15 protein-coding genes and 2 pseudogenes are annotated in these 17,445 nt (G+C 65.1%); 8 read left to right on the forward strand and 9 right to left on the reverse strand.

Going from position 1 to position 17,445, the window contains the following annotated elements:
* Positions 1-19 precede the first annotated feature (19 nt).
* From AC5LXK_RS36780 to AC5LXK_RS36795, 4 genes are read right to left on the reverse strand one after another with little or no spacing between them, the layout of a single operon-like run.
* On the reverse strand, positions 20-1,054 hold the full coding sequence (locus tag AC5LXK_RS36780) for an ABC transporter permease (protein WP_493394536.1): 1,035 nt from the start codon (positions 1,052-1,054) through the stop codon (positions 20-22).
* 12 nt (positions 1,055-1,066) lie between these two features.
* The gene (locus AC5LXK_RS36785) at positions 1,067-2,050 is read right to left on the reverse strand and encodes an ABC transporter permease (protein WP_493394537.1); all 984 of its coding nucleotides are present in this window, start codon (positions 2,048-2,050) and stop codon (positions 1,067-1,069) included.
* A 7-nt stretch (positions 2,051-2,057) separates the two neighbouring features.
* Positions 2,058-3,545 (reverse strand): sugar ABC transporter ATP-binding protein, encoded by a 1,488-nt coding sequence (locus tag AC5LXK_RS36790; RefSeq protein ID WP_493394538.1) that lies wholly within the window; start codon positions 3,543-3,545, stop codon positions 2,058-2,060.
* Positions 3,546-3,597: 52 nt separating this feature from the next.
* On the reverse strand, positions 3,598-4,581 hold the full coding sequence (locus AC5LXK_RS36795; protein WP_493394539.1) for an autoinducer 2 ABC transporter substrate-binding protein: 984 nt from the start codon (positions 4,579-4,581) through the stop codon (positions 3,598-3,600).
* Between the two features lie 131 nt (positions 4,582-4,712).
* Here AC5LXK_RS36795 and AC5LXK_RS36800 point away from each other — a divergent pair, with 131 nt between their 5' ends.
* Positions 4,713-4,865: a hypothetical protein gene (locus tag AC5LXK_RS36800; protein WP_493394540.1), complete on the forward strand. Its 153-nt coding sequence runs from the start codon at positions 4,713-4,715 to the stop codon at positions 4,863-4,865.
* A 101-nt stretch (positions 4,866-4,966) separates the two neighbouring features.
* On the opposite strand, the pseudogene AC5LXK_RS36805 reads toward AC5LXK_RS36800, so the two are convergent.
* Positions 4,967-5,164: pseudogene (locus AC5LXK_RS36805) on the reverse strand (IS3-like element ISBcen23 family transposase); the annotation flags it as partial.
* A 315-nt stretch (positions 5,165-5,479) separates the two neighbouring features.
* On the opposite strand from AC5LXK_RS36805, the gene AC5LXK_RS36810 reads away from it, so the two are divergent.
* The 3 genes from AC5LXK_RS36810 to AC5LXK_RS36820 all read left to right on the forward strand — a co-directional run bounded on the left by AC5LXK_RS36810 (position 5,480) and on the right by AC5LXK_RS36820 (position 7,613).
* Entirely contained in the window at positions 5,480-5,686 is a 207-nt protein-coding gene (locus tag AC5LXK_RS36810) for a hypothetical protein (protein WP_493394541.1), read from the forward strand.
* 86 nt (positions 5,687-5,772) lie between these two features.
* Positions 5,773-6,231: a hypothetical protein gene (locus AC5LXK_RS36815; RefSeq protein ID WP_493394542.1), complete on the forward strand. Its 459-nt coding sequence runs from the start codon at positions 5,773-5,775 to the stop codon at positions 6,229-6,231.
* A 683-nt stretch (positions 6,232-6,914) separates the two neighbouring features.
* Entirely contained in the window at positions 6,915-7,613 is a 699-nt protein-coding gene (locus tag AC5LXK_RS36820) for a ribosome-inactivating family protein (protein WP_493394543.1), read from the forward strand.
* A gap of 170 nt (positions 7,614-7,783) precedes the next feature.
* Here the strand turns inward: AC5LXK_RS36820 and AC5LXK_RS36825 are convergent.
* Positions 7,784-8,419 (reverse strand): annotated as a pseudogene (locus AC5LXK_RS36825) (IS3 family transposase); the annotation flags it as partial.
* 3 nt (positions 8,420-8,422) lie between these two features.
* Positions 8,423-10,450 (reverse strand): RNA polymerase sigma factor RpoD, encoded by a 2,028-nt coding sequence (gene rpoD, locus AC5LXK_RS36830; protein ID WP_493394544.1) that lies wholly within the window; start codon positions 10,448-10,450, stop codon positions 8,423-8,425.
* Positions 10,451-11,056: 606 nt separating this feature from the next.
* Between rpoD and msrB the strand changes: the two genes are divergently transcribed.
* The 4 genes from msrB to AC5LXK_RS36850 all read left to right on the forward strand — a co-directional run bounded on the left by msrB (position 11,057) and on the right by AC5LXK_RS36850 (position 15,621).
* The gene (gene msrB, locus AC5LXK_RS36835) at positions 11,057-11,584 is read left to right on the forward strand and encodes a peptide-methionine (R)-S-oxide reductase MsrB (RefSeq protein WP_493394545.1); all 528 of its coding nucleotides are present in this window, start codon (positions 11,057-11,059) and stop codon (positions 11,582-11,584) included.
* 35 nt (positions 11,585-11,619) lie between these two features.
* Complete coding sequence (locus AC5LXK_RS36840; RefSeq protein WP_493394546.1) at positions 11,620-13,479, forward strand: cytochrome c biogenesis protein DipZ; 1,860 nt, start codon at positions 11,620-11,622, stop codon at positions 13,477-13,479.
* 60 nt (positions 13,480-13,539) lie between these two features.
* Positions 13,540-14,283, forward strand: a complete 744-nt coding sequence (msrA, locus tag AC5LXK_RS36845) for a peptide-methionine (S)-S-oxide reductase MsrA (protein WP_493394547.1) — start codon at positions 13,540-13,542, stop codon at positions 14,281-14,283.
* Between the two features lie 222 nt (positions 14,284-14,505).
* Entirely contained in the window at positions 14,506-15,621 is a 1,116-nt protein-coding gene (locus tag AC5LXK_RS36850; RefSeq protein ID WP_493394548.1) for a Rieske 2Fe-2S domain-containing protein, read from the forward strand.
* 28 nt (positions 15,622-15,649) lie between these two features.
* On the opposite strand, the gene AC5LXK_RS36855 is transcribed toward AC5LXK_RS36850, so the two are convergent.
* Both AC5LXK_RS36855 and deoA read right to left on the reverse strand, forming a co-directional pair.
* Positions 15,650-16,039 (reverse strand): cytidine deaminase, encoded by a 390-nt coding sequence (locus AC5LXK_RS36855; protein WP_493394549.1) that lies wholly within the window; start codon positions 16,037-16,039, stop codon positions 15,650-15,652.
* Between the two features lie 53 nt (positions 16,040-16,092).
* Entirely contained in the window at positions 16,093-17,409 is a 1,317-nt protein-coding gene (deoA, locus tag AC5LXK_RS36860; protein ID WP_493394550.1) for a thymidine phosphorylase, read from the reverse strand.
* Between the last annotated feature and the right edge of the window lie 36 nt (positions 17,410-17,445).

The raw sequence follows: 17,445 nt of genomic DNA on the forward strand, positions 1-17,445 counted from the left end.
GTCGAATCGCGGATAGCGTTCAGCGTTTCTCGGGGTCGAGCGCCCGCCCGAGCGCCATCGTGGCAAGCAGCACGATTCCCCAAACGGCTTCCGCGAGGAAGTTGCTGGCGCCCATCAGGTTAAGCCCCGTGGACAGGCATTGCAGTGCGAATACCGCGAGTACGACACCGGTAATCCGCCCGACACCGCCGAACGGACTCACGCCCCCCAGCACGCAGACCAGGATCGACTGCAGCAGGTAGGCGCCGCCATAGTCCGCTTTCGCGGAATTCGCGCCGGCGGCGATGACGAGGCCGGCCAGTGCCGCGCAGACCGCGCTCGTCGCGTAGGTCTTGTACAGCACGTTGCATGTGTCGATGCCGGCAAAGCGCGCCGCCAGCGGATTGGTGCCGAACAGATAGACCCTCGCGCCGAAGGCAGTCTTCGTCAGGGCCAGCCCGATCACGACGGCAACCACCACGAACAGCCAGGCGGATACAGGAACACCCATCGGCCTGCCACTGCCGATCCAGTCGAACGCCGCGGGCAGTCCCACGACCGCCGCGCCGTCGGTGATCACGAGCGCGATGCCGAGAAACACGAGGCCCGAACCCAGCGTCGCCAGTATCGGCGGCATGCCGACCCGGCCGATGAAGAAGCCGTTGATCAGCCCGCCGACTGCCGCCAGTGCCAACGCACCGGTGCAGACTGCCAGCACGACAGCGATGCTGTGTAGTGTCATCACGTCGTTCACGGCAAACAGCTTGCGCAGCGTCAACGCCGCGACAATCGACACGAGGTTCGACAACGAGATGATCGACAAGTCGATGCCGCCGGTGATCATCGGCAACGTCATCGCCAGCGCAAACAGTCCGTAAGCGGGAAGTTGCACCGCCATCGACTGCAGATTGGTACTCGTCAGGAACAGATGCGGCATGGCAACGCTCATGCCGGCGAACAGCAGCAGGTCGAGCAGGATGAGGCGCGCCACACTGGAGCGGCCCAGGCGGCCGAGATGCGTCTTGGTCGCCGTGGCGGCAGACATTGGCGCCTGGTTCGGAACGGAATCGATCATGATCGGAAGGGTTCAGGTCGAAAGGCCGGCCATTCGGCCACGCAGCGCAGAGATACCCACGCAGAACAGAATCAGCACGCCGAGCACGATGTTTTGCCACGTGGACGGCACGCCCCACAGAATCAGGTTGTTGCTCATCAGCGCAACGAACGACACGCCGATCAGCGTGCCCGCCACGGAGCCGCGTCCGCCCGTGATGCGCACGCCGCCCAGCACCACGGCCGCGATCACGAACAGCTCCTGCCCCACCAGGTCGAACGGATTCGCGGTCCGCGTCGTGGCCGCCTGCACGACGCCCGCGATGCCGGACAGCCCGCCGACGAGGCAATACACGAGGTATTGCATCGCCGCGACGGAAATGCCGATCCGCTCCGCCGAAACCTGCGACCCGCCCAGTGCATAAATGCAGCGCCCGACAACCAGCCGGTTCAACAAGAACGCGACGGCGACAGCGACCACGACCAGGACGATGAATGCCGTCGACAGCTGGTAGAGCGTGCCGTCCGATGCGCTGATACTCACCAGGTTGCCGGTGCCGAACCGCGCAAGCGCATTCGGCAAGCTCGTGATCTCGGCGGTGCCGAGCACCGTGAGCAGTACCCCGTGAAAGAGGCTGAGCGTGCCGAGCGTCACGATGAGCGTGGGCAGGCGCAGCGTGCCGATGAAAAATGCGTTGATGCCGCCCAGTGCCGCGCCGATGAGCGCGCCGAATACGAACACCCACGCGAGATGGTCGCCCAACCCGAATGCAACGACGATTCGCACCGCGCCATACATCGCGAACGCCGCGATCGCAGTAAACGATACGTCGATGCCGCCCGACACCATCACGAGCAACACGCCGAGTGCCATGATGCCCGGCACGATCGCCGAACGTGCGAGATCGAAAAGCGTGCCCACCGACAGGAACTCGGGATTGACGATGGCCGTCAGCACGCAAAATGCGGCAAGCAGAACCGTCGCCGGCAGGCTTTCTTGGTCAAGTAGCGCTTTCATGTTTGTTCTACTCCGCGAGCAGCGCGGACAGCGCCGCCTCGCTCAGGTCGGCCGACGCAACTTCCGCGGTCAGCGCGCCTCGCTTCATCACGAGCACGCGGTCACAGCAGGTCACAAGTTCGGACAGGTCGTCGGAGATCAGCAGTGTCGCGAGGCCGGATGCGGCAAAACTCCGGATCGCGTCGTGAATGTCGGCCTTCGATCCGACGTCGACGCCGACGCTCGGGCCGTTCAGGATCAGAATCGAAGGCGCCTGCGCGAGCCAGCGGGCCAGCACCACCCGCTGCTGGTTACCGCCCGACAACGTGCCGATGCCCTGCTCCGGCACGGCCTTGACGCGCAGCCGGCGCAGCCACTCATTCACCGCCGCCGACATTGCGCGCTTGCGGACATAGCCGAAATGGCTCGCGAAGCGGCCCAGCAGGCCGGCTTCCACGTTGGCCGCCACCGACCGGCCGAAGAACAAACCTTCGGACAACCGGTCTTCCGGCACGTACGCAACGCCCTGACGGATCGCCGTCTGCGGAGAATCGATCTTCACCTCCGTACCGCGAATGCGGACCGTGCCACGCGAGAGCGGCCCGAGCCCGAACAGCGCCTCCGCCAGTTCGGTGCGGCCGCCTCCCAGCCTGCCAGCGACCCCGACCACCTCGCCCTCGCGCACGCACAGCGTGACGTCGTCGAAGTCGGTGCCGCGCCCGGCCGAGACGACGTCGAGCGCAACCTTGCCGAGCCGGTCCGCCGTACCGGCCGGCCGACTCTCCGGAACGCTGCGGCCCGTCATGTGCCGCGTCAGCGACTCGGCCGTGTATTCGCTCGTCGTGCCTTCGGACACTTTTTCACCGTTGCGCAGCACGACGACGCGATCGCAGACGGAAAAAAGCTCCTGGAGCTTGTGACTCACGAACAGCACCGCCACGCCGCTGGCCTTGAGGCGCGCGACGATGTCGAGCAGGATCCGTACTTCGTGATCCGTCAGCGCGGTACTGGGCTCGTCCATGACGATCAGGCGCGCGTCGCTCGCGAGTGCTCGTGCGATAGCCGTCAACTGCTTGCCGACCACCGGGAGATCCTCGACACGCGCCTTCGACGACAGGTCGACCTGCAGCCGGTCGAGTACCTGGCGAGCGATCTCGGCAACCGCACGCGGCCGGAAGCGCCGCTCACCGCCGGCGAGCGTGCGCCCGAAAGCGATGTTCTCCTCGACGCTCAGATTGGGAAACAGCGAGAAGTCCTGGAAGATGACCTGGACGCCGGCCCGCACCGCATCGATCGGGCGCAACACCGATCGTTCCGCGCCGTCGATGACGATCCGCCCGGATGTCGGCGCATGCACGCCGGACAGGATCTTGATCAGCGTCGACTTGCCGCTGCCGTTCTCGCCGGCCAGCGCGACCGCCTCGCCCGCGTGAAAACCAAGCGTGACGTCGATCAGCGATTTCACGCCGCCGAACGACTTGCTGACCTGGTCGAGCTGAATGAAGGGTGTGTTCATGATGGACCGTGATCGGGCTCGCGCCCTGTCGGAATGAATTCGCGAGCCGGAATCAGAATGGATATTTGGCGGCGTTGTCCTTCGTGACATCGACCCACGCCTGCCCGTAGATCACACGGCCGACCACCTTCACATGCTCGTAGCCGGGCACGCCGAGGTTGTCACCGTCCTTCACCTTGCCGCCGGCGAGCACCGTCTGCGCGACCTTGTTCATCACGTAACCCGCATCGGCCGGATCCCAGAAGGAAATCAGCTTGACCGCACCGCTATTCAGGTACTGCGCGTTCTGCGACGGCAGCCCGGTCCCAACCACGCACACGCGGCTCTGCATCCCGCGCTCCTCGACCGCGCGCCCGATACCCGGCACATCCATCGACGAACTGCCCTGGAAACCCTTGATCTTCGGGTACGCGCGCAGCAGCTCGAGCGCCTTGTCGTGCGACTTCTGGCTATCGTCGTAACTTTCGTTGCGCGTACCGACCATCTGCATCTTCGGGTACTTGTCCTTCTGCCGTGCAACGGCCGCGTCGATCCATTCGTTGTGCGACTTGGATGTCAGCGTTCCGACGAAGACCGCATACTGCCCCTCCTCGTGCATGCATCGGGCGAGCTGGTCCATCAGATGTGCACCGTAGGCGGCGTTCTGGAATGCCTCGATATCGTACGTCGCGTTCTGGATGTCCGATGCCTCATGCGTGACGACCGTGATGCCGGCCGCCTGGGCCTTCTTCAGCACCGGCTCGACCGCCTCCGGCGACAGCGGCACGACCGCCAGCGCATTCGGCTTCTTGGCGATCATGTCGTTGATCATCTGAACCTGCAGCTGTGCGTCGCCTTGCGCGGGCCCGACCTGCGAGGTCTTGGCGCCGGTATCGGCGCCGTACTTCCTGACGCCCTGCTCCATCCGGTTGAACCACGGTATGCCGGAAAGCTTGACCACCGTGATGATGGTGGGCGTGCCTGCCCCGAATGCAAGCGCGGATGCCGCAAGCGCGGCAAGGGCCGTGGACTTGAGTACGACTGAACGTTTGGACATCTCGTCTCCTTCAGCGTGCGTTGGAATAGTTGGTGCAGCGGGTTCGGTCCAGCGCTTCAACTCCGCTGCACCATCGATTGTGCATGGAGTGTAGGCAACATCTGATCGGGTCGGGCATTAGGAGTTTCCCGATGGCGAAGATGTTGTTGGAAGAGGCCGTTAAAAAAGGCAGGGAAGTTCATTGCCAGGGGCCAACAACCGCGCTGCAGTCCAACTCATGGAAACTGGCGCCGTGCGGGTTCGTGAAATTCCTGGCTCAACAGCACCGCGCGTCATTGCGCTGACCTGAGGCGGAATGGTGTGACCAATCAGGAAGTGCGTCTCGCGTCGATATTATCGGTAGCTGGCCAGGCTCGACGAACGGTGGCGCGGCTGATAGCGATGTGCGCCATCGGGTCGGCGCTCGTCGTAGAACTGGCGCCAGCCAGGCCGACATCCACCGGTAGCCGAAGCGCTGCACTTCCTGAGCGACCGAAATCAGTCGCTCGCCCAAGCTCCGATTCTTCTTCGGTTGCCTGAACGTGTAGATTGCCATCCGGCGACTGAGCCTCAGTTAACAACATGCCTTGCGTGGTGAGAGCCCCGCAGGGATCTGCGCAGGGAAAATACTAACTACAACGAACTTCCCGACATCAATACAATTCGATGCACAATCGATTGTGCACCTCTATTTCCAGAGTGCGGCACATGACCATTGATGACCTTACTAAAGGTCGAATTTACTAGCGACGCATACAGCCGAGGGCATCTGGTGACAGCAGCGCGCGATGCGATCCGGGAGGCCATGGACGTCGAATTAGCCCGGGTTATCTCGACGATACGGTGACGTGTGTTGACGCGTACGAACAGCTGTTGCGCGCGTCGTTCGTGCGACGGGAGAACACAAGGACGCCGAAGAATGAACGAGACCGATCCTGAGAAAGTGGCGGACTGCAGCCGATGCGCCGAAGCCTTGCTCGGCAGGAAGCTGGGGCCACTCGCCTCACAGCATCGGCTGACGTGGTGCGGCACATTCTGGTACGACGATGCGGGGAACGAGATCGGAAATGCCGCGTGTCGTGCTGAAACCGGTCGACGGCGGCACGAGGACGACATCGCATCATGAGAAAGCAGACAAAGCCCCGAGCCGGACCTGGAAACGAACGCCTCGCTCCGTCGAGACTGAATTACTTGCCATTGCCGGCGAGATACGTGAATCACGCGTCTCTGGTCAATCACCTGGCGCTCGAAGCGTGCTGCGTTGAAGAAGGTAACAAGGACGCGTTGAACCGCATGAGCAGCGTGCTGTATCTCTGCTATCTGATCAATGAGTCGGAAAGCAGCCCGGCCCCTGTCGACGTGTTCATCGATGCGGAATCCGTGCTCGATGCGGCGGTACGGCGAGCCTGCAGGTCGGGTATCTGGCGGATCGAGCGGATCGACCTGGCCCCGCTCGCAAGGCTGTTGCTGCTACATGACGGTCAACTTGCATCGATACCGACGCGCGTGTATCTGAGTGCCGCAGAGCGACTGAATCGATTGCTGCTCGGAAAGGATCCCGTATCGCCGCTGGCACGGGGAACGGTCGTACAAAGCTCATCCGGACAGTCCATCGAATGTACGAGGCAGCAGGAGGAAGAAAATGCAAAGCAGATCTCCCGCATGCCGTAGACCATGCATGGACGCCCCCGGTTTGCCAAGCTTTCATTTGCGACGGTTCGAAGGTTGGGATTGCCGCCGTGCATCCGGACTTTAATTCCGGCACAAGCCGGCTGTCCCTGATGGGATATGCTGGTCAAGGTCTCAGCAAAATAGCGTGCTCAACGGCACGTTGGTCTACACAGATTTCCTTGACCACGGTCTCACCTGTCTCGCCATCACTTTCTGATCGCCTGAGCAATCGGTGGTTTGATGCTCCTCTAACGTTGTCGCGTTACTTGCGTGCTGTCCCGACTACACCGCCGTATCAGCATGTAGTGGTCTAATGAAGTGCGGCCAGCCGGGTGACATCCAGAACGGCAATACCGACGAAGGTCCTGATGTCGGAGAAGTACGGCTGAGCGAGACTGGCGCGTACTGTGCCCCATGCATGACAGACGGCGCGTGTGCGCCCGCGCCTCCTCGACCGTAGACTCCCGCAATGTGCTCCGCTGTGGGTCCACCGGACCGTTCAGCTCCGGTATACGAATGGCGTAGAGCGGCGCGCCCCGCGAGATTTCGTCATACCATACTTGCGTTAGCCACACCCATCAGGTGTGGCGATTCGGTCTAGCCAAAGGCATCACTTGTTTGATGCCGATCGCGTCCGACAAGTTGGCTTAGCGGGCGCCAGCAGTCTCTCGGAGGTGCTAACGATGAACTTCACCTTGCAGGTCGGCCCGAACTGGGCATCCCAGATCAGTGCCATTCGCAACAAAGTCACGGAAGACACGAATCTGATCCGGTTTGACAATACCTTTTATCGCGTCTGTCGTGACAGCGACGAGCAGTTCGCGATCACGTTATTTCCGCAGGATACGCAACAACAGAGCCTCTTGCTCCACTTGAGCATGCGCAATCTATACGTCAACCTGATCGGAGGACACGGCATGGGTCGCTACACCAGCACGCTGGAGAGTCAGCAGCTCACACTCGACGGTGCTCTCGGGCGCCTGCTCGGCAACTCAACTAAGCCGACTGACGCGACCAAGGCGGCCAACGGCGACGAGGCTCGAAGCGTCATCGTTTGGTGTGTCGCCGAATCGCTGCGCTTCAGCCATCTCGCGACAGCGGTCGGTCAAGCGATCTTCAGGAGCAGACAGTTCGCACACGGCATGTCTCCCGAGCTTCCGATTGCAACGTTCGATCGATTGGTCAAAAATTGGGCGAATACCAGCGACGCGATTTTTAATGCCCTGTCCGACGAAGCAAAGTCGATCGCGCTTCAACCACGCGCGTCTCTGTCGCCTGAGCAGCGGCAGTTCTCCGAGTCGGTGCGCCCCTCGACCGTCCATCCAGACTACCAAAGCTTTGCTCAAGCGGTGACGGTGCTCAATCGCCCGACGAGGAAGTAGGCCTGTTCTCGCGCCGCGCCGCTTCAGTCGTCACGGTCCCGATCGGCGTTGGCGCGCTGCAGTCCTTTCGTACCGATCCGGACGTGGATGATGACGAGGACGAAGCGCCGGAACCGGGCAAACACCGCCCGCGGCGTCCGGTTGAGGCTAGCCCAATTTCCGTCCCGGTCTTAGTTGGAAAATTCCGGCTCTTCGGGGCGGGCCGAATCGGCCCGATCGGTGCACTGGCGGGCGAATTCCGCCGGTGTCATCCACTGCAGCGCAGAGTGAGGGCACGCCTCGTTATAGTACTCGCGCCAGACTTCGATTTTGCGTCTGGCGTCCTCAAGCGACAAGAACCAAATTGCGTTGAGGTATTCCTCCCGGAAACGTCCGTTGAGGGATTCGCTCTTCGCGTTGTCGGGCGGCTTGCCAGGGCGCGAGAGGTCAATCTCCACGCCGTTCTCGTACGCCCATTTGCCGAGCGCCTTCGAAATGAACTCGCTGCCATTGTCTGCCTTGATATAGCGTGGAAGCGGACGATGATGCGCAAGCCCAGTCAGCGCGGCGACAACGTGCTCGCCACGCAGCGAGCCGTCGACTTCAATCGCCAAGCATTCCCGCGTGTAGTTGTCCACGATCGTGAGCGTGCGCAAGCGTCGACCATCAAACAGCGCGTCAGCGACGAAATCCATACTCCAGATTTCGTTGATTGCGCTTACCGACTGCTTCGGCTGGCGGCGCCGGGCAGACTTGTTTCGACGAGGTCGCCTGTGGCGCAACGAAAGGCGTAGTTCGCGATACACGCGTTCTACTCTCTTGTGGTTGCCTCAGCGCTCGAGAAAAGGCCTGAGCTTGTCTGCACGGCTGGGATGCATCAGCTTGCGCATCGCCTTGCTCTCAATCTGACGGATCCGCTCGCGAGTCACGTCGAACTGCTTGCCGACCTCTTCAAGCGTGTGATCGGAGCTTGTGTCGAGCCCGAATCGCATCCGCAGAACCTTGGCCTCGCGCGGCGACAACCCGGCGAGTGCCTCGTCGATCGCCGCGCGCATGTTCGCGTGAATCGCCGCCTCAGCCGGTGAACTCGCCGAGACATCCTCGATCATGTCGCCGAGCGTTGCATCGGCATCGTCACCCACCGGAGTTTCGAGCGAGACGGGTTGCCTGGCGATCTTGAGGATACCGAGCACTTTCTCCTCGGACATCTCCATACGCTTTGCCAGCACTGCGGGATGCGCTTCCTGCCCCGTCTGTTGCAAGATTTCGCGCGATATCCGGTTCAGCTTGTTGATCGTCTCGATCATGTGGACCGGCACGCGAATGGTCCGCGCCTGATCGGCGAGCGCACGCGTGACAGCCTGCCGGACCCACCAGGTCGCGTAGGTCGAGAACTTCCAGCCGCGCCGGTATTCGAATTTGTCCACGGCCTTCATCAGGCCGATATTGCCCTCCTGGATCAAATCCAGGAACTGCATGCCGCGGTTCACGTATTTCTTGGCGATTGAAATGACAAGACGAAGGTTCGCCTCGATCATTTCGCGCTTGGCCTGCCGCATTTTCAGTTCCGCGGCACTCATCTGGCGGTTGATCTGCTTGAGCTGCTGGAGCGGCAACGTGACCCGGGACTCGATGTCGACGAGTTTCTGCTGCGCCGCCTGAATCGCCGGCTGATGCCGCTCGAGCGCCGCACCAAACTGCTGCGAGGTCGTCGCCGCGCGGATAGTCCATTCGAGGTCGGTCTCGTGGCCCGGGAACGACTCGACAAACGCATCGCGCGGCATGCCGCAGCGGTCGACAGCAATCGCGAGGATGCTGCGCTCGATCGCGCGAACCTCAGTCACTTGCCCATGCACAATGGCGCACAGGCGGTCGATGGTCTTGGCAGTAAAGCGGATCGGCGCGAGTTCACGCTGGATCGCCGTGCGCACTTGCGCAGCGGCTGCGGAACGGGCATCGCCAGTGACGGGTACATCCGGCAACTGCTCGAACAGTGCACGCACGCGTGCGAACACCACAAGACTGTCGTTTGTGAGTTCTTCGAGGCGGGCCGCGTTCGCCTTCTCCGAATCCCCGGAGTCCGTTTCGACGTCGTCTTCGTCCGAATCATCGTCGGCGGCGAGTACTCCCACCTCCTCTTCTTCGGACTCCGGCGTCATTTCGCTTTCGTCGGCGTCAACACTGATGCCATCGACCAGTTCGTCGATGCGGAGTTCGCCTGCAACAATGCGGTCGACATCGGCAAGAATCGTAGACACGATCGACGGACACGCGGCAATCGCTTGAATCATGTCCTGTAGACCATCTTCGATCCGTTTCGCGACCTCGATCTCACCGGCGCGGGTCAGCAGTTCGCTGGCTCCCATCTCGCGCATGTACATCCGAACCGGATCCGTGGTGCGGCCGAATTCGGAATCGACGGTCGATAACGCGGCTTCCGCCTCCTCGTCCGCCTGATCGTCGGATGCCACGGCCGGCGCAGCGTCGGCTAACAGGAGCGCTTCGGCATCCGGCGCTTGTTCGTATACGGCCACGCCCATGTCGCTGAACGTGCTGACGATGGTGTCCATCGCCGCCGTTTGCGTAAAGTTGTCGGGCAGGTGATCGTTGATGTCCGCGTGGGTGAGATAGCCGCGCTCGCGACCGAGCGCGATCAACGCGCGCATCTGGTGCTGGCGCTCCTCATTCTGGCGCGCCAGTGACGCGATGTCCGTCGGTGTCAGGGCCTGGGCCTTTCCCTTTGACACACGGCGGTGGGCTTTTGCCGTGGTTGTGATTTCAGGGGGTGTGGAATCGTTCCGATCAGGAATTGCCAATACATGCTCCTCGACAGATGAGCCGACGATCGTCGCGAGCATAACGCCAGATGGGTTGCCTGCCGGAATGCGAACGGAATCGTGATACGCACAGATAGTCGAGGCGGGGGCGCCTCGCGCGAAATCAGTATGCGCAGCTTGTGGGGGGCGCGAATGATACCGGAATGTATTGTGCGACACAACACGTGGCCCCTTCGATTTCCATACAGTTTACCGCTGTAGCACGCTCTGGCTGCAACAAAGGAAATACGTACACTGTCCTCCGCGATATCAGCCTCATGCTTGCCTCGCAAAGCGGACTGGACATTCTCAGGCGACAAAAGATCGCCGGGCCGCACTTCAGTGGCCTTCCCGAGCAGAGACGCCTTATTGCGCGACAACTTCAGCAATTTCGCGATGTAGCCCCGCGTAGGCAACTTGCCGCACTACTCGACGAACACCAACCCTCTCCGCGCGAACGGGAGCTCGACAAACATCGGCCGCTCCCCCGCCCAAAGGCCCTTGCCGGTTGACGCCCGGACGAATTCCAGCGCCTCCCGACAAAACACCCCAACCTTCACGATTCGTTTAACTTTCCGTGAGGACTTCGACACCGGCCGCTGTCTACGATAGGCGCATGTTTTCAGGACCTGCTTCCAGGAGCCCGCCATGCCCACCCGCAGACATCTGTTGTTCGCCGGCGCCACCGGCCTCGCCGCGCTCGCGGCCCTGTCGTCCGTCGGCCGCCGCGCGCTGGTCGGCCGCGCGTTCGCCGCGCCGCCGGCCGGCGCACCGGCCGCATCTTTCGAACTCACGCTCAGCGACGCCGAATGGCATCGCCGGCTCACGCCCGCCCAATACACGATCCTGCGCGAAGCCGGCACCGAGCGGCCCTACAGCAGCCCGCTGAACGACGAGCACCGCACCGGCACGTTCGCATGCGCCGGCTGCGCCCTCCCGCTGTTCTCGTCGGCCACCAAGTTCGACAGCCATACGGGCTGGCCGAGCTTCTGGAAGCCGCTCGACCACGCGGTCGGCACCGACACCGACACCACGTTCGGCATGGTCCGCACCGAAGTGCACTGCCGCCGCTGCGGCGGCCATCTCGGCCACGTGTTCGACGACGGCCCGCAGCCGACCGGCCTGCGCTACTGCATGAACGGCCTCGCGCTCACCTTCCACCCGGCCGCCGCCTGATCCGGCCCCACTCCCGACCGACTGGAGAACGCACCATGCTGCTCATCGTCCTTGCCTATCTCGGCGGCGTGCTCACGATCCTGAGCCCGTGCATCCTGCCCGTGCTGCCGTTCGTGTTCGCGCGCGCCGACCAGCCGTTCGTGCGCACCGGCCTGCCGCTGCTCGCCGGCATGGCGCTCACGTTCGCCGTCGTCGCGACGCTTGCCGCCGTCGGCGGCGGCTGGGTCGCGCAGGCCAACCAGGCCGGCCGCTGGATCGCCATCGTGCTGCTCGCGGTGTTCGGGCTGACACTGCTGATGCCGCGCCTCGCGGAGCACCTGACGCGTCCGCTCGTCGCCGCCGGCAACCGGCTCACCGGGCTCGCGCAACGCGACGGCCGCCCGGCCGGCCCCTTGTCGTCGCTGCTGCTCGGCGTCGCGACCGGCCTGCTGTGGGCGCCGTGCGCGGGCCCGATCCTCGGGCTCGTGCTGACCGGCGCCGCGCTGCGCGGCGCGAGCGTCGGCACGACGCTGCTGCTCGTCGCGTATGCGGCCGGCGCGGCGACGTCGCTCGGCGTCGCGCTCGTGATCGGCGGCAAGGTGTTCGCCGCGATGAAACGCTCGCTCGGCGCCGGCGAATGGATCCGGCGCGGGATCGGCGCGGCGCTGCTCGCCGGTGTCGGCGCGATCGCGCTAGGCCTCGATACGGGTGCGCTCGCGCAGCTGTCGACCGTCACGACGGGCGGGCTCGAGACGAAGCTCGTCGACCGTCTCGGCGGCCGCTCGAATGGCGCGCCGGCGGCGATGGCCGCGACCGGCACTGCCACGGACAACACGGCGGGCGGCGCGATGATGGCCGCCGCAGATAGCGCACCGGCCGGCGGCGGTGCGATGGCCGGCAGCGCGATGATGCGCGCGGCAGGCGCGGCGCCGTCCGCACTGCCCGTCGAAGGCACGCTGCCGTCGCTCGACGGCGCCGTGCAGTGGCTGAACTCGCCGCCGCTGACGGCGGCCGGCCTGCGCGGCAAGGTCGTGCTGGTCGACTTCTGGACCTATTCGTGCATCAACTGCCTGCGCACGCTGCCGTACACGACCGCGTGGGCGCGCAAGTACGCGCCGTACGGGCTCGTCGTGATCGGCGTGCACGCGCCGGAGTTCGCGTTCGAGCGCGACATCGGCAACGTGAAGAAGGCCGTGCACGACCTCGGCATCGACTATCCGGTCGCGATCGACAACGGCTATTCGATCTGGCGCGCGTTCGGCAACGAGTACTGGCCCGCCCACTACTTCATCGACGCGCAAGGGCGCATCCGCCATCACCACTTCGGCGAAGGCGAATACGCGCAGTCGGAACGCGCGATCCAGTCGCTGCTCGCCGAAGCCGGCCATCCGGAAGCGCTGAACGTGCCGCTCGGGCTCACCGGCGCACCCGCGAAGGGCGCGCTCGCGGCAGCCGACAGCGCCGACGTCCGCTCTCCCGAAACCTATGTCGGCTATACGCGCGCCGAGAGCTTCGCGTCGCCGGGCGGCGCCGTGCGCGATGCGGCACACCGCTACGACGCGCCGGCCCGGCCGGATCTCAATGACTGGGGCCTCGCCGGCACCTGGAAGGTCGGCGCCGAACGTGCATCGCTCGCCGCGCCGGACGGCCGGATCGTCTACCGCTTCCATGCGCGCGACCTGCACCTGGTGCTCGGCCCGGGCGCGAACGGCCGTCCCGTGCGCTTTCGCGTGACGCTCGACGGCGCGGCGCCCGGTGCCGCGCACGGCGCCGACGTCGACGCGCAGGGCTACGGCACCGTCACCGGCCAGCGCCTGTACCAGCTCGTCCGGCAGCCGGGCGCGATCGCCGACCGCACGTTCTCGATCGAGTTTCTCGATCCCGGTGTCGATGCGTACGCATTCACTTTCGGTTGATCGCGTGCGCTGCAGCAACGTGGCCGCCGTGTTCCCCGCCCCCTTCCGAAGGAGCAAGAGATGATCCCGATCCCCACCCGCGATACCGCAGCGCGCCGACGCACGGCCATGTTGCGCCGCATCGGCGCCGTCGCCATCGCGGCCGCTGCCGTGTTCGGCTACCAGCGCATCGTCAATTCCGCGGAGCCGATGCGCACCGTGCCCGCGCCGACGCTCGACGAAACGCCCGGCACGGTGCACGAAGAAACGGCCGTGCTCGCCGGCGGCTGCTTCTGGGGCGTGCAGGGCGTGTTCGAGCACGTGAAGGGCGTGAAGCAGGTCACGGCCGGCTATGCGGGCGGCGCGTCCGAAACCGCGCACTATGCACTCGTCGGCTCGGGGCTGACGGGGCACGCGGAATCGGTTCGTATCGTCTACGATCCGACGCAGATCACGTACGGCCGCCTGCTGCAGGTGTTCTTCTCGGTCGCGCACGATCCGACCGAGCTGAACCGGCAGGGCCCCGACGAAGGATCGCAGTACCGGTCCGCGATCTTCCCGACCACCGCGCAGCAACGCGCGGTCGCGACCGCGTACATCGCACAGCTCGGCACCGCGCACGTGTATCCGGCGCCCGTCGTCACGCGCGTCGAGGCCTACAAGGGGTTCTATCCGGCCGAGGCCTATCACCAGAACTACCTCGAACTGCATCCCGACGCGCCGTACATCGCGTTCAACGATTTGCCGAAGGTCGCCGGGCTGAAGCAGCGCTTCCCGGCGCTGTACCGGTCCGACGCGGTGCTGTGGCACGAAGCCCGTTCCTGAGCGGGCGCCGTACGCGTGACGGGATACCCCCGCCGCGCGGGCATGCACGACCGGCGCGCGCCGCCCGCGGCCCGGTTTGCGCTGCATCAACGAGACCCCGGCCACCGCGCCGGGGCAAACCCGCATCGGGTCCGCGGCAGCGGACAACTTCGCGTAGACTCTCCTGATTCCCGCCGCTTCCCGCGGCGCTCGGCATTCCAGTCCAGCCAGGAGGCGTCACGCATGCTCGCAGTACCTTTGCCTGACAGCAACACCGTTGGAGAACCGTCCTCCGGCACGGCCGTGCGCGACCTGCGCCGCGTGCCCATTCATCCCGATCACTGGTACCCGCTCGCGTGGTCGCGCGAGCTCAAGCGCGGCAAGACGCTCGGCGTGCATTTCGCCGGCGAGCCGATCGTGCTCGTGCGCACCGAATCGGACGCCGTGTACGCGCTCGAAGATCGTTGCGCGCACCGCCAGGTGCCGTTGCACGCGGGCGTCGTGACCGGCGAAACGCTGCGCTGCTGCTATCACGGCTGGACCTACGCGTGCGACAGCGGCCGCTGCGTCGACGTGCCCTACCTCGGCCGCGAGCGTTTGCCCAACGGCGTGCGTGCGTATCCGTGCCGCGAGGCGCACGGGCTGATCTTCGTGTTCCCGGGCGACGCAACGCTCGCCGACGAACGCCCGTTTCCCGCGCTCGAATCGGCGGACGATCGCGCGTTCAAGACGCGCCGCTTCGGTCGCGAGGTCAAGTGCCACTACTCGTTCATGCACGAGAACCTGATGGACATGAACCATCAGTTCCTGCATCGCAAGCAGATGGGGCAGATGCGCGCGCGCTCGGTCGGCCGACGCCGCGGCGACGACTGGGTCGAGGTGGATTACACGTTCGCGCGGATGGAAGGCAAGCAGCCGGTCGGCGAAGCGCTCGTGTTCGGCGCGAGCAAGAAGCCGGCCGACCAGGCCGACAAGAGCGTGATGACGGTACGCACCGGCTACCCGTACCAGACGCTGCAGATCCGGTCGAGCGAAGGCACGCTCGTGATGGACCTGTGGATCGTCTACGTGCCGCTCGACGCCGAGCAGCGCACCAACCGCACGTTCGGACTGCTGTCGATCCACAAGCCCGGCATTCCGTTCGTGCTCGATCTCGCGTGGCCGCTGCTCGTGTGGTTCACCGAGCGCATCTTCCGCGAGGATCGCTGGATCGTCGAGCGCGAACAGGAAGCGCACGATCGCCAGGGCGCCGACTGGAACCACGAGGTGTTTCCGGTCATCAACGAACTGCGCGACCTGCTGCGCCAGTGCGGCGCACGCACCGTGATCCCGATCCGCGAAACGCGCGAAGGCGCGTGATACGCGCGCCGCGCCGCGGCGTGCGCCGCTACAGGCTGAACGCGCCCGGCAGCAACGCACGGGCCGTCGTGACTTCGACGGCCCCTTTCAGGTTGGCCAGGATCACTTCGATGTCGGGCGAACCGATCTCGATGATCACCTGACGGCACGCGCCGCACGGCGCGATCGGGCCGTCCGTGTCGCCGACGACCGCGAGCCGCGCGAAGTCGCCCGGACGGTAGCCGGCGGCGATCGCCGAGAACATCGCCGTGCGTTCCGCACAATTGCACAGTCCGTAGGATGCGTTCTCGACGTTGCAGCCGTGGAAAACCGTTCCGTCGCGCGCCTGCAGCGCCGCGCCGACCTTGAAGCGCGAATACGGCGCATACGCGCGGTCGCGCGCCGCCTTCGCCTGTTCGATCAGTTCGTCTCGTTCCATTGCGGTGGTCACTCCGGTAGTGTGCCGGGCTGCGTCGCCGCAGCCGCATTCGGTCAGCCGATCTGCTGGTAAAGGGTCGGCGGCACGTCGCCCGTCTCGCCGAGCACGTAGCTGCGCCGGACCGCGTCCACCGCATGCGCTGCCGACGCGTCGTCGCGCGCGTGCACGTAGCCGAGCGGCTCGCCGGCCTCGACGCGCTGCCCGATCTCCGCCAGCGCCGTCAGCCCGACGCTGACGTCGATCGCATCCTCCGCGCGCGTGCGGCCGCCGCCGAGCGCGACGACCGCCAGCCCAAGCGCACGGCAATCGACCCGCTGCACCATGCCGGTTGCAGGCGCCGGAACCGGCACGATCACCGCCGCCCGCGCCAGATGCCGCGCGGGTGCGTCGATCAGGTCCGCGGGGCCGCCGAGCGCCGCGACCATTCTCGCGAAGCGTTCGGCCGCCGCGCCCGAATCGAGCGCCTGCTGCAGCTTCGCGCGCGCGTGGGCGACATCGCGCGCCAGCCCGCCGGTGACGAGCAATTCTGCCGACAGCGCCATCGTCACGTCGTGCAGGCGCGCCGGACGCGACTTGCCGGTCAGGTAGTCGATCGCGCATGCGACTTCGAGTGCATTGCCCGCGCACGGCGCGAGCGACTGGTTCATGTCGGTGAGGATCGCGGTCGTCTTCATGCCGGCGCCGTTGCCGACGTCGACAATGCTGCGCGCCAGTTCCGCCGATTTCTCCGCCGTCGGCATGAACGCACCGGAGCCGACCTTGACGTCCATCACGAGCCCGTCGAGCCCCGCCGCCAGCTTCTTCGACAGGATCGACGCGGTGATCATCGCGACCGACTCGACGGTCGCCGTCACGTCGCGGATCGCATAGATGCGCTTGTCGGCCGGCGCGAGCCGCGCGGTCTGCCCGATGATCGCGACGCCGACCTCGCGCACCGTGCGGCGAAACGCGTCCGTCGCGGGCATCACGTCGTAGCCGGGAATCGCGCTGAGCTTGTCGAGCGTGCCGCCGGTGTGGCCGAGCCCGCGCCCCGAGATCATCGGCACATAGCCGCCGCAGGCGGCCACCATCGGCCCGAGCATCAGCGACACGACGTCGCCGACGCCGCCGGTCGAATGCTTGTCGATCACCGGCCCGCCGAGATCGAGCGCACGCCAGTCGAGCACGTCGCCCGAGTCGCGCTGCGCGAGCGTCAGCGCGACGCGCTCGTCGGTACTCAGGTCGTTGAAATACACGGCCATCGCGAACGCCGCCACCTGGCCCTCGGTCACGCTGCCGTCGGTCACGCCGCGCACGAACGCGGCAATCCCGTCGCGATCGAGCGGTTGCCCGTCGCGCTTCCTGCGAATGAATTCCTGCGGTAGAAACATCGTTGCCTCTCTTCGAACGGTCGGAGTCTACTGCAC

It is taken from the genome of Burkholderia pulmonis (genome assembly GCF_984667975.1).

Excerpts from the sequence above, each read along its gene's own strand:
- deoA (WP_493394550.1), bottom strand. The coding sequence starts at position 17,409 with ATGTTTCTACCGCAGGAATTCATTCGCAGGAAGCGCGACGGGCAACCG.
- AC5LXK_RS36790 (WP_493394538.1), bottom strand. The coding sequence starts at position 3,545 with ATGAACACACCCTTCATTCAGCTCGACCAGGTCAGCAAGTCGTTCGGC.
- AC5LXK_RS36795 (WP_493394539.1), bottom strand. The coding sequence starts at position 4,581 with ATGTCCAAACGTTCAGTCGTACTCAAGTCCACGGCCCTTGCCGCGCTT.
- AC5LXK_RS36850 (WP_493394548.1), top strand. The coding sequence starts at position 14,506 with ATGCTCGCAGTACCTTTGCCTGACAGCAACACCGTTGGAGAACCGTCC.
- AC5LXK_RS36800 (WP_493394540.1), top strand. The coding sequence starts at position 4,713 with ATGGCGAAGATGTTGTTGGAAGAGGCCGTTAAAAAAGGCAGGGAAGTT.
- AC5LXK_RS36785 (WP_493394537.1), bottom strand. The coding sequence starts at position 2,050 with ATGAAAGCGCTACTTGACCAAGAAAGCCTGCCGGCGACGGTTCTGCTT.
- AC5LXK_RS36820 (WP_493394543.1), top strand. The coding sequence starts at position 6,915 with ATGAACTTCACCTTGCAGGTCGGCCCGAACTGGGCATCCCAGATCAGT.
- msrB (WP_493394545.1), top strand. The coding sequence starts at position 11,057 with ATGCCCACCCGCAGACATCTGTTGTTCGCCGGCGCCACCGGCCTCGCC.
- msrA (WP_493394547.1), top strand. The coding sequence starts at position 13,540 with ATGATCCCGATCCCCACCCGCGATACCGCAGCGCGCCGACGCACGGCC.
- rpoD (WP_493394544.1), bottom strand. The coding sequence starts at position 10,450 with ATGCTCGCGACGATCGTCGGCTCATCTGTCGAGGAGCATGTATTGGCA.
- AC5LXK_RS36810 (WP_493394541.1), top strand. The coding sequence starts at position 5,480 with ATGAACGAGACCGATCCTGAGAAAGTGGCGGACTGCAGCCGATGCGCC.
- AC5LXK_RS36840 (WP_493394546.1), top strand. The coding sequence starts at position 11,620 with ATGCTGCTCATCGTCCTTGCCTATCTCGGCGGCGTGCTCACGATCCTG.
- AC5LXK_RS36780 (WP_493394536.1), bottom strand. The coding sequence starts at position 1,054 with ATGATCGATTCCGTTCCGAACCAGGCGCCAATGTCTGCCGCCACGGCG.
- AC5LXK_RS36855 (WP_493394549.1), bottom strand. The coding sequence starts at position 16,039 with ATGGAACGAGACGAACTGATCGAACAGGCGAAGGCGGCGCGCGACCGC.